Origin of the sequence: Aeromonas sp. 159, assembly GCF_963862045.1 — a bacterium.
GTDB lineage: Bacteria > Pseudomonadota > Gammaproteobacteria > Enterobacterales > Aeromonadaceae > Aeromonas > Aeromonas veronii.
Genome location: NZ_CAWLMI010000066.1, coordinates 80,023 through 91,360, shown reverse-complemented (window position 1 = coordinate 91,360; position 11,338 = coordinate 80,023). Strand labels below are relative to the sequence as shown.

Genomic DNA, 11,338 nt, shown 5'->3' with positions numbered 1-11,338 from the left:
ATCAGGGCAGGGCAATACCGTGGCGCTCCAGCAGTTCGATCAGGCCGATCAGTGGCAGACCGATCAATGCGTTAGGGTCGCGCCCCTCCAGCCCCTTGAACAGAACGATCCCCATCCCTTCACATTTGAAGCTGCCCGCACAATCTAGGGGCAATTCTGCCTCTACATAGCGGCGAATGGCGGCTTCATCGAGGTTACGAAAATGGACGGTGAAAGGTTCCACCAGTTGATGAGTCTCACCGGTTGCGGCATTTACCACGCACAGGCCGGTATAGAAGGTGACGCTGCGACCTTGAGCCGCCATCAGCTGGGCGATGGCATTGTCGATGGTGCCCGGTTTGCCGAGGATGCGTCCATCGCAGACACACACCTGATCAGATCCGATGATCAAGCCGTGATCACGATGTCGGGCGATGGCATCAGCCTTGGCACGAGCCAGTCTGGCCACCAGCGCCTCGGCGGATTCGCCAGCCAGCGGGCGTTCATCCACATCGGGGGCGGCACATTCAAAGGGGAGGCCGAGCTTCTCCAGCAGGGCTTTGCGATAGCGAGAAGTTGAGGCGAGGATCAGATTCTGTGGCATAATCAGGTACCGATGAAAGCGAGTACCGGCATTCTAGGGACTTGTGACGTTAAAATCATCGGCGGTAAGGACTTTTTCCTTTGACTATCAGTTGTTGGACCTATATTATTCGCGCCCTATGCAAAAGGTGAAGTTGCCCGTTAAGGTTGATCCAGTCCGTAGTGCCTTGAAGCTGCTCGATTACATCGGGATAGTGGAAAAGTCGCAGATGCCCAGGCTGGAGGAATCAACCGCTGGCTTGCAGAGTGATATCGAGGTATCACTGCACTTTGGCAAAGATGTCCAGAAGTTGACCGTTATGAAAGGCACTGCCCATGCCAAGGTTGACTTGGTTTGCCAACGTTGCGGAGAGACATTCGAACACCTCTGTGAAGCTGAATTTATCTACACTCCGCTGTTCGAAAGAACAAACGAGGAAGAACTGCCGGAAGCTTATGAGCCCATTGAGTTGGACGAAAACGGCGAGATAGATCTTCATCAAATCCTGGAGGATGAACTCATCCTCTCGTTGCCTCAAGTCGCTATGCATTCTCTGGATGCATGCCCGAGAGGAAACATGGAGATGACCTGGGGTGAAATCGAACCTGCTGATGAGCGGCCGAATCCCTTTGCAGTTCTTGAAGAGCTTAAACGTAAGTGAATTTAGGAGTTAGCCTACAATGGCCGTACAACAGAACCGTAAAACCCGTGCCAAGCGTGGCATGCGTCGTTCCCACGATGCGCTGACCACCGCTGCCCTGACTGTTGATCAGACCAGTGGCGAAATTCATCGTCGTCACCACGTGACTGCCGATGGTTTCTACCGCGGTAAAAAGGTAATCGCTTAAGGATTGCCTTTGTCTACGCAAACTGTCGCGCTAGACATCATGGGGGGAGATATTGGCCCCTCGGAAACAGTGCCTGCCGCCGTGCAGGCACTGTCTCTTTTACCCCAGCTAAAACTGATCCTGGTCGGCGACCAGCACCAGACCTCTTCTTTGCTGCAGCAACATGGCTTGCTGAATCATCCCCGCGTTCGTTTCGTACATGCATCCCAGGTAGTTGGCATGGGCGATAAACCGATCGTGGCGCTGCGTACTCTGAAAGACTCCTCCATGCGGGTGGTACTCAATCTGGTGAAAGCCGGTGAGGCCGATGCCTGCGTCAGTGCTGGCAATACAGGTGCGTTGATGGCGATGGCCAAGTGCGTGCTCAAATCTCTACCCGGGGTAGACAGACCAGCCCTCATCAAGGCGTTGCCAACATTGAGTGGTAAACGCACTGTGATGCTGGATCTCGGCGCCAACGTCAGTTGCGATGCCGATACCCTGTTGCAGTTTGCGGTGATGGGCTCCGTCGTGGCCGAAAAGGTAGAAGGCATAGCATTACCTCGTGTTGCCTTGCTCAACATCGGCGAGGAGGAGATCAAGGGCAACGATCTGGTGCGCCACAGCGCCGAATTGTTGCGTCAGTGCCACGCGCTCAATTATGTCGGGTTCGTCGAAGGGGATCGCATCTTCAGCGGCGACAGCGACGTGATCGTCTGCGACGGTTTTGTCGGCAATGTCGCCCTCAAGACGGCAGAAGGGGTGGTGCGGATGATGGCCCAGCTGGCCGGATATCCCCGCAAGAAACGCACTTTTCTTGGCCGGATCGCCGGATTTATGTTCAAACGGCGTTTTTCTTACCTGAACCCCGACCAGTATAACGGGGCAAGTCTGTTAGGATTGCGCGGCATTGTGGTAAAAAGTCATGGGCGGGCCGAACGGCGCGCTCTGTGTAATGCGATCCTGCTGGCCGCACAAGAGGCCAAACATCAACTTCCACTGCAAATAGCAGATCGCCTTGAAGCTGTCTTCTCTGACAGGGATCTATAAGAACTCTATGCATAGCAAAATTCTGGGTACTGGCAGCTACCTGCCGAGTTCAGTGCGTACCAACGCCGATCTCGAGCAGATGGTTGAGACCAGTGATGAGTGGATCGTGGAACGCACCGGTATCCGTGAGCGCCGTATTGCCGGGGCTGACGAGACCGTTGCCACCCTCTCTTACCAGGCCGCCCTGCGCGCCTTGGATGCAGCCGGTTTGACCGCTGCCGATCTCGATATGATAGTGCTGGCCACTACCAGTGCTGAAAATGCCTTCCCGGCTGCCGCCTGCGAGCTGCAGGGGCTGCTCGGCGTACCGGGCATCCCTGCCTTTGACGTGGCAGCGGCCTGCGCAGGCTTCACTTATGCGCTCTCCATTGCCGATCAGTTCGTCAAATCCGGCGCCGCCCGCCATGTACTGGTCGTCGGGGCCGATGTACTCTCCCGCATGTGCGATCCACAAGATCGCGGCACCATCATCCTGTTTGGTGATGGGGCTGGGGCTGTGATTGTCGGTGCCAGCGAGACGCCGGGCATCCTCTCTACCCATCTCCATGCCGATGGCCGTTATGGCGAGCTGCTCAAGCTGCCGCACCCTCGCCGCGGCATGCCGGGTGCCGAGCTCGAAGCCTACATGTATATGAAAGGCAACGATGTCTTCAAGGTCGCGGTCACCCGTCTGAGCGAGATCGTCACCGAAACCCTTGCTGCTGCAGGCATCAAGCCGAGCGAGCTGGATTGGCTGGTGCCGCATCAGGCCAACTTTCGCATCATCAGCGCCACCGCCAAGAAGTTGGGTATGAGCCTCGATAAAGTGGTGCTGACCCTCGACAAGCACGGCAATACCTCTGCCGCTTCCGTTCCGGTCGCCTTTGACGAAGGGGTGCGGGATGGCCGGATCAAACCGGGTCAGCTGGTACTACTGGAGGCCTTCGGCGGCGGTTTTGCCTGGGGCTCGGCGCTGGTTCGCCTCTGATCTTCGGCGGGATGGTGCGCCCATCATCCCGTCACCGATTTCATTTTTGTCTTATCTAAAAGGAATCAATGATGACCCAATTTGCCATTGCCTTCCCGGGACAAGGTTCCCAGTCCGTTGGCATGCTGGCCGAGCTGGCCGAACAACATGCCGTGATCAAGGAGACCTTCGCCGAGGCGAGTCAGGTGCTGGGTTATGACCTGTTTGCCCTGGTGATGGATGGTCCGGTTGAAGATCTGAACAAAACCTGGCGCACCCAGCCTGCGCTGCTGACGGCCTCTGTCGCCCTGTGGCGCCTGTGGCAACAGCAGGGTGGGGCAACTCCTGCCATGATGGCGGGTCACAGCCTGGGTGAGTACTCCGCGCTGGTTTGCAGCGGCGCACTCGATTTTGCCGATGCGGTCAAACTGGTCGAGTTGCGTGGTCTGGCCATGCAGGAAGCGGTACCGGAAGGCACCGGCGCCATGGCGGCCATCATCGGTCTGGATAACGAATCCATCGCCGCCAACTGCGAAAAAGCGGCACAAGGGCAGGTGGTCTCTCCGGTCAACTTCAACTCCCCGGGCCAGGTGGTTATCGCCGGTCACAAAGAGGCCGTTGAGCGCGCCAACGTGCTGATGAAAGAGTCGGGCGCCAAGCGTGCGCTGCCGCTGCCGGTCTCCGTGCCGTCTCACTGCGCGCTGATGAAACCTGCCGCAGAAAAACTGGCAGCTGCGCTGGACGGGATCGAGATCAAGGTTCCAACCATCGCTGTCATCAATAATGTCGACGTATCCTGTGAACAGGATCCGGCCGCCATCAAGCAAGCGCTGGTACGTCAGCTGTTCAGCCCGGTTCGTTGGACCGAGACTGTCGAGCGGATGGCCAACGAGGGGGTTACCCTCGAGATCGAGATGGGACCGGGCAAAGTGTTGACCGGGCTCGCCAAGCGTATCGACAAGCGCGTGGAAGGTATTCACGCCAACGATGCCGCCTCTTTCGAGCAGGCGCTGGCCCAGATCAAGTAAACAGGAGCAAGTGATGAGCTTTACCGATAAGGTTGTGTTGGTGACCGGTGCCAGTCGTGGCATCGGCCGTGCGATTGCCGAAACATTCGTGGCCCGTGGCGCGAAAGTGGTCGGTACGGCGACCAGCGAGAGCGGTGCCGAGGCGATCAGCGCCTATCTGGGCGAGAATGGTTGCGGCATGGCACTGAACGTGACCAGCCAGGAATCCATCGAAGCCGTCTTCGCCGCCATCAAGGCGCGCTTTGGCGACATCGACATCCTGATCAACAACGCGGGTATCACCCGTGACAACCTGTTGATGCGGATGAAAGATGACGAGTGGAACGAGATCATCGATACCAATCTGACCTCGCTTTATCGTCTGAGCAAACCTGTGCTGCGTGCCATGATGAAGAAACGTCACGGTCGCATCATCAGCATTGGCTCCGTGGTGGGAACCATGGGCAATGCCGGTCAGGTCAACTATGCTGCCGCCAAGGCCGGTCTGGTTGGTTTTACCAAGTCGTTGGCGCGGGAAGTGGCATCCCGTGGTATCACAGTGAACGCGGTTGCTCCCGGTTTCATCGAAACCGACATGACCCGTGCCCTGAATGACGATCAACGTGCCGGCATCATGAGTCAGGTGCCTGCCGCCCGTTTGGGTGATCCAAAAGAAATTGCCGCAGCTGTGGTATTCTTGGCTTCTGATGAAGCAGCCTATATCACCGGCGAAACCCTGCATGTTAATGGCGGGATGTACATGGTGTAATCAATTTGTCGTAAGATCTGTTCAAATTTGCGATAGTACGCCGAAGTTTGGCACATTTCGTGGTTTGACCAGCGGCAAGCTACTTGCAAACTCACGTCAATTGAATAAACTACCCCAACCAGACGCAAATAGCGTATTTTTAAAGGAAAATTCAGGTCATGAGCAACATCGAAGAACGCGTAAAGAAAATCATCATCGAACAACTGGGTGTTAAAGAGGAAGACGTTAAGAACGCTGCCTCCTTCGTCGACGACCTGGGCGCTGACTCTTTGGATACCGTTGAACTGGTAATGGCGCTGGAAGAAGAATTCGATACCGAAATTCCTGATGAAGAAGCCGAGAAGATCACCACTGTTCAAGCGGCTATCGACTACATCACCGCTAATCAGGAATAAGTTCCTGTTCTAAGAGAAGCGGCCCAAGGGCCGCTTCTTTTGTATTTGTTCCTTTTCAAAACACCTCTCGGAGACTACCTCAGTGTCAAAACGCAGAGTCGTGGTGACCGGCTTGGGGATGCTTTCCCCGGTGGGTAACACTGCCGAATCCAGCTGGCAAGCACTGCTCAACGGGCAGAGCGGCATTTCCCTTATCGAACACTTTGATGCCAGCGAGTTTGCAACCCGCTTCGCAGGTCTGGTGAAGGATTTTGATCCCGAGCAGTACGGTATCAACCGTAAAGACGCTCGCAAGATGGATCTCTTCATTCAATACGGCATCGCGGCCGGTATCCAGGCGCTGGATGATTCCGGCCTGACCATCAATGAAGAGAATGCCGAACGTGTCGGCGTGGCGATTGGCTCCGGTATCGGCGGTCTGGGTCTGATTGAACAGAACCACGAAAGCTTGGTCAATGGCGGCCCGCGCAAGATCAGTCCCTTCTTCGTTCCGTCCACCATCATCAATATGGTGTCCGGTCATCTTTCCATCATGAAAGGTCTGCAAGGGCCGAACATCGCCGTGACGACCGCCTGTACCACTGGTACCCATGCCATCGGTATGGCGGGTCGGATGATCGCTTACGGTGATGCCGACGTGATGGTCGCCGGCGGTGCCGAGAAAGCCTCCACCGCGATGGGGATGGGTGGCTTCGCTGCCGCCAAGGCACTCTCCAACCGCAACGACGAGCCGCAAAAAGCGAGCCGTCCGTGGGATAAAGATCGCGATGGTTTCGTGCTGGGTGACGGTGCCGGTGTACTGGTGCTGGAAGAGTACGAACACGCCAAGGCCCGTGGCGCCAAGATCTACGCCGAGCTGGTCGGTTTTGGCATGAGCGGTGACGCGTACCACATGACTGCGCCTCCTGCAGATGGCAACGGTGGTGCTCGCGCCATGAAAAATGCCATCAAGGATGCTGGCATTGCCCCCGAGCAGATTGGTTACATCAACGCGCACGGTACCTCCACCCCGTTGGGTGATGTGGCTGAACTGCGTGGCATGAAGTCGGTGTTTGGTGAGCACGCCAAATCCCTGATGGTGAGCTCCACCAAGTCCATGACCGGTCACCTGTTGGGCGCCGCCGGTGCCATCGAGGCGATCATCACTGTGTTGGTCCTGCGTGATCAGGTGGCTCCGCCCACTATCAACCTGGATAACCCGGATGATGAGTGCGATCTGGATCTGGTACCCCATGTGGCCAAGCCTGGCAGCTTCGAGTACGCCCTTTCCAACTCATTTGGTTTTGGCGGCACCAATGGCTCACTGATCTTCAAACGCGTATAATTTGCCGCAGGGCAAAGACACAGGCCCGATACTGCCGGTATCGGGCCTTTTTTATCGGAGGGATCCCTTTGCTTATCAATGGCATGAAGCTTGATACCATCTCGGCCCATGATCGGGGGCTGGCCTATGGTGACGGTCATTTCACCACCATGGCGGTCAGGGAGGGTCGCGTGTTGCAGTGGCCTGCCCATCTGGCACGGTTGCAGCTGGCCAACAACCGGCTGGGATTGGTTGAACCGGACTGGGATCTCTTGACCCAGGAGGTTGAAGAGATTGTGGCCGACCAGCCACAATGCGTGGCCAAGGTGATCCTGACCCGCGGCGAGGGGGGGCGGGGCTATGACGGCAGCGGATGTCAGCACACAACCCGGATTGTCACTCTGGCACCATTTCCCACTCACTATGGCCAGTGGCAACAGGAGGGGATCGAGATAGTGGTGTGCCGCCAGAGGATCGGTGATGCGCCTATGCTGGCCGGGCTTAAAACCTTGAATCGTCTGGAGCAGGTATTGCTGAAAAGCGAACTTGTCAGCCGAAATGCAGTCGAAGGGATAGTGCTTAACAGTCGTGGTTTTCTGATTGAAGGGGTCAGTGCCAATCTGTTTTGGCGTCGGGGCAAGACGGTGTTTACACCCGATCTCGCCCGCGGTGGTGTCGATGGCATCATGCGCCGCCAGGTGATGGCGATGTTGAAACAGATGAGTATTGAGTTGCGTGTTGTAGAGGCTCCGCTGGAGTCACTATGGCAGGCGGAAGAGGTGTGGCTCACCAATACCCTGATGGGGGTCGTGCCGGTCAATGGCATCGAGGATATTCACTATCCCACAGCGGTATTGAGTCGCCGTTTACAGGAGCGTTTGGTCATTGAAGTTTAATCGGCTTTACACCCTGCTCGCGGGGGCGGCACTGACGGTAGCCGCTGCCGGGGGCTATGTACATTACAAATGGCAACAGGTAGAGACGCTCACCAACAAGGGGCCGACCCGGCTCTTTACGGTGGAGAAGGGCGCCCATGCGGCGCGCCTCATCGCCGAACTAGGTGAGGGGGAAACCAGCCCCTGGGCGGTGCGGCTCTGGCTGCGCAGCCATCCCGAACTGGTGGCCATCAAATCGGGCACCTATGAAATCAAGGAAGGGGCCCCTCTCAAGGAGACCCTCTCTCTGTTCGCATCGGGCAAGGAGTTTCACTTCAGCCTCACCTTCGTCGAAGGTTCCCGTTTCGAGGATTGGCAGAAGCAGCTCTCCAGCGCCCCATACCTTGAGCGATTGACCGTCGAGCAATCCGAAGCCGACTTGGCGCAGGAGCTCGGCATCGAGAATGGCAAGCTGGAGGGTTGGTTCCTGCCGGAAACCTATGCCTATACCACCCATGCCAGCGATCTCTCGATCTTGCGTCGCGCCCATCAGGATATGGAGACTTTCCTGCAGCAGAGCTGGGAGAAACGTCAGGCCAACCTGCCGTACAAAACGCCCTATGAGGCGCTGATCATGGCCTCCATCATCGAGAAGGAGACCGGCCAGCCGGACGAGCGGGCACAGATCGCCTCGGTGTTTGTCAATCGTCTGCGTCTGGGCATGAAGTTGCAAACCGATCCCACCGTCATTTACGGGGTGAAAGATCGCTACGATGGCAACATTCGCCGCAGCGATCTGACCGACAAGAATCCCTACAACACCTATGTGATCGACGGTTTGCCGCCCACGCCTATTGCCATGCCGGGCAAGGCCTCCATCGAAGCTGCGCTTAACCCCAAATCGACCGATTATCTCTACTTTGTCGCCAAGGGGGGCGGTGCTCACTATTTCTCCAAGACCCTCGATGAACACAATCGGGCGGTTCGCGAATACATATTGAAGAAACCCTAATGTCTAAATTTATTGTGATCGAAGGATTGGAAGGGGCAGGGAAGAGCTCGGCCGTTCGTTATGTGACCGACTATCTGCAGCGCCACGGCATCAACCGGATCGAGTGCACCCGCGAGCCGGGTGGTACGCCACTGGCCGAGCGGATGCGGGCCATCGTCAAAGAGGTGCACGACGAGCGCCTCACCATCGAGGCGGAATTGCTGCTGATGTATGCCTCCCGGGTACAACTGGTGGAGACCCGCATCAAACCCGCACTGGCCGACGGTGTCTGGGTGGTGGGGGATCGCCACGATCTCTCCTCCCAGGCCTATCAGGGTGGCGGCCGTGGTATCGATGCACAGCTTATCGGAGCCATCAAGCAGGCAGTGCTGGGCAACTTCAAGCCGGATCTCACCCTCTATCTCGATATCGATCCCGCCCTTGGCTTGCAGCGCGCGCGCCATCGTGGCGAGCTGGATCGCATCGAACTGGAGCAACTGAGCTTCTTCGAGCGCACCCGAACTCGTTATCTCGAACTGGCCGCCAAGGATGATTCCATTGTGGTGATCGATGCGGCGCAAACGCCGGAACAGGTCAAAGCTGCCATCGAGCTTGCATTGGATCACTATCTGTCAAACGAGCGCCTATGTATCCCTGGCTGATCCCCGACTGGCATGCCCTGAGCCAGACTGCCCAGTCCGGTCGTCTCGGCCACGCCTGGTTGTTGCTCGGCGATCCCGGTCTTGGCAAAGAACAGCTGGCCGAGCGGTTGGCGCGTCTGCATCTTTGTCAGCAACCGGATCGCGGAGAGCCGTGCGGCCACTGCCACTCCTGCCAGTTATTTGACAAGGGCAACCACCCGGATCTTGGCACCATCACCCGCGACAGCAAGACAATCGGGGTCGAGGCTATTCGCGAGATCTGCACCCGGCTGCAGGGCTCTGCCCAGCTCGGCCGTGGCAAGGTGGTGATTATTCCTGAGGCGGAGCGGATGACCGAATCGGCGGCTAACGCCCTGTTGAAAACCCTGGAAGAGCCGGCCGGCGACAGCTTGCTGTTGCTGATTGCCTCCCAGATTTCCCGGTTGCTTCCCACCATTCTCAGTCGCTGTCACAAACATGTCTGTCAATTGCCTGCGGAAGGGGAAACAGTACGCTGGTTGGCCGAGCAGGGTCATCAGGCCACGTTGGCTCAGGTGCGGATCTGTCAAGGGGCCCCGTTGCGGGTACTCGACTATATCGAGCAGCAACAGGACGGTACTCGCCGCGAATTGCTGGAGCAGTTTGTCGCCCTGAGTCAAAGTCCGGTCAAGGCGACGGCACTGTGCAGCCAGCTTGGTCAGGAGACGCTGGTAAGGTTGCACTGGTTGCAGCTCTTCTTGTGCGATGCCCTGAAAACCCAGGCAGGATGCGGTCACCATCAGCTGGCCATGCCTGATCTGGCCATCTTGAGTCAACGGTTGGCGGAGCAGCACTCCAGCGAAAAACTGCTGGAGGCAGAACAAGATCTGGTAGCCCTGAAAGCGGCATGCCAGCCGGGCCAGCTCTCCAATCCCACCATCCATCTGATGAACTGGCTCAGTCGCTGGTTATAAGTACCGACAAGCAGAAAGGTTTTATATGTTACTCGTTGATTCCCATTGTCATCTCGATCGCCTCAGCTATGGCAGCAAGCAGACCAGCATGTCTGATGTACTTGCCAAGGCCGCGAAACTGGACGTGGGATATTTTCTCTGTGTCAGTGTGACTCAGGCACAGTTCCCGACCATGCTCGAGGCGATCGCACCTTATCCCCAAGTGTTTGCCTCTTGCGGGGTACACCCGCTCAATCAGGAACCCGGGGTGGATGCAGCCTTGCTGCTTACTCAGGCGGCGGACGAAAGAGTGATCGCCATCGGTGAGACCGGGCTCGACTACTTCTACTCCCCCGAGAACAAGGAAGTGCAGCAAGCTTCTTTCCGCGAACATATCCGGGTTGCTCGCGCGCTGAACAAGCCGCTGATCATCCACACTCGCGATGCCCAGCAAGATACCTTGCAGATCATGCGAGAAGAGGGCGCTGATCAGGTCGGCGGTGTGCTGCACTGCTTCACCGAATCCCTCGAGATGGCGCAAGCGGCGATGGCGATGGGGTTCTATATCTCCATCTCCGGGATCGCCACCTTCAAAAATGCGTCTGCACTGCAAGAGGTGGTCAAGGCACTTCCCCTCGACAGATTGCTGGTCGAAACCGACTCGCCCTATCTTGCCCCCGTGCCGCATCGGGGGAGGGAGAACGAACCCGCCTTTGTGCGAGACGTTGCGCAGTTTATTGCCGATCTGCGTCATATTCCGCTTAATGAATTGGCAGAAGCCACCAGCCGAAATTTCTTTGAACTATTCAAACTGGCGAAAAAATAACACATAAGCCCCGTTGCTCGGGGCTTTTATATTTCAAATACCAAGCTGATTACCCACCTGAATATCAACACCGAACTGTGTTATCTCTCACATTTATCCAGTCTATGTAGCCTGTTCATCCATACAAACCGAGTCGAATCATATTCTGATGTTTCGTTTATCTAATGTGGCCAAGAGGTATAAAAACATCAGGCTATAAGTATCGATAATATTC

General features: G+C 56.8%; 14 protein-coding genes. 13 read left to right on the top strand and 1 reads right to left on the bottom strand.

The window, feature by feature from the left end:
* Position 1 precedes the first annotated feature (1 nt).
* Positions 2-583 (bottom strand): Maf family protein, encoded by a 582-nt coding sequence (locus tag AACR14_RS12505; protein WP_019446421.1) that lies wholly within the window; start codon positions 581-583, stop codon positions 2-4.
* A gap of 118 nt (positions 584-701) precedes the next feature.
* Between AACR14_RS12505 and yceD the strand changes: the two genes are divergently transcribed.
* The 13 genes from yceD (at position 702) to AACR14_RS12440 (ending at position 11,124) form a co-directional block, all read left to right on the top strand.
* On the top strand, positions 702-1,223 hold the full coding sequence (gene yceD, locus AACR14_RS12500; protein ID WP_005345553.1) for a 23S rRNA accumulation protein YceD: 522 nt from the start codon (positions 702-704) through the stop codon (positions 1,221-1,223).
* Between the two features lie 19 nt (positions 1,224-1,242).
* Entirely contained in the window at positions 1,243-1,410 is a 168-nt protein-coding gene (gene rpmF, locus AACR14_RS12495; protein WP_005300935.1) for a 50S ribosomal protein L32, read from the top strand.
* 9 nt (positions 1,411-1,419) lie between these two features.
* Positions 1,420-2,439 carry a phosphate acyltransferase PlsX gene (plsX, locus tag AACR14_RS12490; RefSeq protein WP_019446419.1) on the top strand — a complete coding sequence of 340 codons (1,020 nt, stop codon included), beginning with the start codon at positions 1,420-1,422 and terminating at the stop codon, positions 2,437-2,439.
* A 7-nt stretch (positions 2,440-2,446) separates the two neighbouring features.
* Positions 2,447-3,406, top strand: coding sequence for a beta-ketoacyl-ACP synthase III (locus AACR14_RS12485; protein ID WP_019446418.1), 960 nt, complete (start codon positions 2,447-2,449; stop codon positions 3,404-3,406).
* Positions 3,407-3,477: 71 nt separating this feature from the next.
* On the top strand, positions 3,478-4,413 hold the full coding sequence (gene fabD, locus AACR14_RS12480; RefSeq protein ID WP_005333161.1) for an ACP S-malonyltransferase: 936 nt from the start codon (positions 3,478-3,480) through the stop codon (positions 4,411-4,413).
* 13 nt (positions 4,414-4,426) lie between these two features.
* Positions 4,427-5,161, top strand: a complete 735-nt coding sequence (fabG, locus tag AACR14_RS12475) for a 3-oxoacyl-ACP reductase FabG (protein WP_005333159.1) — start codon at positions 4,427-4,429, stop codon at positions 5,159-5,161.
* Between the two features lie 158 nt (positions 5,162-5,319).
* Positions 5,320-5,556 carry an acyl carrier protein gene (acpP, locus tag AACR14_RS12470; protein WP_005300909.1) on the top strand — a complete coding sequence of 79 codons (237 nt, stop codon included), beginning with the start codon at positions 5,320-5,322 and terminating at the stop codon, positions 5,554-5,556.
* 82 nt (positions 5,557-5,638) lie between these two features.
* On the top strand, positions 5,639-6,880 hold the full coding sequence (fabF, locus tag AACR14_RS12465) for a beta-ketoacyl-ACP synthase II (RefSeq protein ID WP_026035072.1): 1,242 nt from the start codon (positions 5,639-5,641) through the stop codon (positions 6,878-6,880).
* 68 nt (positions 6,881-6,948) lie between these two features.
* Positions 6,949-7,755, top strand: coding sequence for an aminodeoxychorismate lyase (pabC, locus tag AACR14_RS12460; RefSeq protein WP_019446416.1), 807 nt, complete (start codon positions 6,949-6,951; stop codon positions 7,753-7,755).
* Entirely contained in the window at positions 7,745-8,746 is a 1,002-nt protein-coding gene (mltG, locus tag AACR14_RS12455) for an endolytic transglycosylase MltG (RefSeq protein ID WP_005333156.1), read from the top strand. Before pabC ends, mltG begins: the two co-directional genes overlap by 11 nt.
* On the top strand, positions 8,746-9,387 hold the full coding sequence (gene tmk, locus AACR14_RS12450; protein WP_019446415.1) for a dTMP kinase: 642 nt from the start codon (positions 8,746-8,748) through the stop codon (positions 9,385-9,387). The genes mltG and tmk overlap by 1 nt, the downstream gene beginning before the upstream one ends.
* Positions 9,372-10,319, top strand: a complete 948-nt coding sequence (gene holB / locus AACR14_RS12445; RefSeq protein ID WP_019446414.1) for a DNA polymerase III subunit delta' — start codon at positions 9,372-9,374, stop codon at positions 10,317-10,319. The genes tmk and holB overlap by 16 nt, the downstream gene beginning before the upstream one ends.
* 25 nt (positions 10,320-10,344) lie before the next feature.
* On the top strand, positions 10,345-11,124 hold the full coding sequence (locus tag AACR14_RS12440) for a TatD family hydrolase (RefSeq protein WP_019446413.1): 780 nt from the start codon (positions 10,345-10,347) through the stop codon (positions 11,122-11,124).
* The last annotated feature ends 214 nt before the right edge of the window (positions 11,125-11,338 follow it).

What these genes read in the sequence shown, in the direction of transcription:
- AACR14_RS12505 (WP_019446421.1), bottom strand. Translation starts at nt 583, where the DNA reads ATGCCACAGAATCTGATCCTCGCCTCAACTTCTCGCTATCGCAAAGCC.
- yceD (WP_005345553.1), top strand. Translation starts at nt 702, where the DNA reads ATGCAAAAGGTGAAGTTGCCCGTTAAGGTTGATCCAGTCCGTAGTGCC.
- rpmF (WP_005300935.1), top strand. Translation starts at nt 1,243, where the DNA reads ATGGCCGTACAACAGAACCGTAAAACCCGTGCCAAGCGTGGCATGCGT.
- AACR14_RS12485 (WP_019446418.1), top strand. Translation starts at nt 2,447, where the DNA reads ATGCATAGCAAAATTCTGGGTACTGGCAGCTACCTGCCGAGTTCAGTG.
- fabD (WP_005333161.1), top strand. Translation starts at nt 3,478, where the DNA reads ATGACCCAATTTGCCATTGCCTTCCCGGGACAAGGTTCCCAGTCCGTT.
- fabG (WP_005333159.1), top strand. Translation starts at nt 4,427, where the DNA reads ATGAGCTTTACCGATAAGGTTGTGTTGGTGACCGGTGCCAGTCGTGGC.
- acpP (WP_005300909.1), top strand. Translation starts at nt 5,320, where the DNA reads ATGAGCAACATCGAAGAACGCGTAAAGAAAATCATCATCGAACAACTG.
- tmk (WP_019446415.1), top strand. Translation starts at nt 8,746, where the DNA reads ATGTCTAAATTTATTGTGATCGAAGGATTGGAAGGGGCAGGGAAGAGC.
- holB (WP_019446414.1), top strand. Translation starts at nt 9,372, where the DNA reads ATGTATCCCTGGCTGATCCCCGACTGGCATGCCCTGAGCCAGACTGCC.
- AACR14_RS12440 (WP_019446413.1), top strand. Translation starts at nt 10,345, where the DNA reads ATGTTACTCGTTGATTCCCATTGTCATCTCGATCGCCTCAGCTATGGC.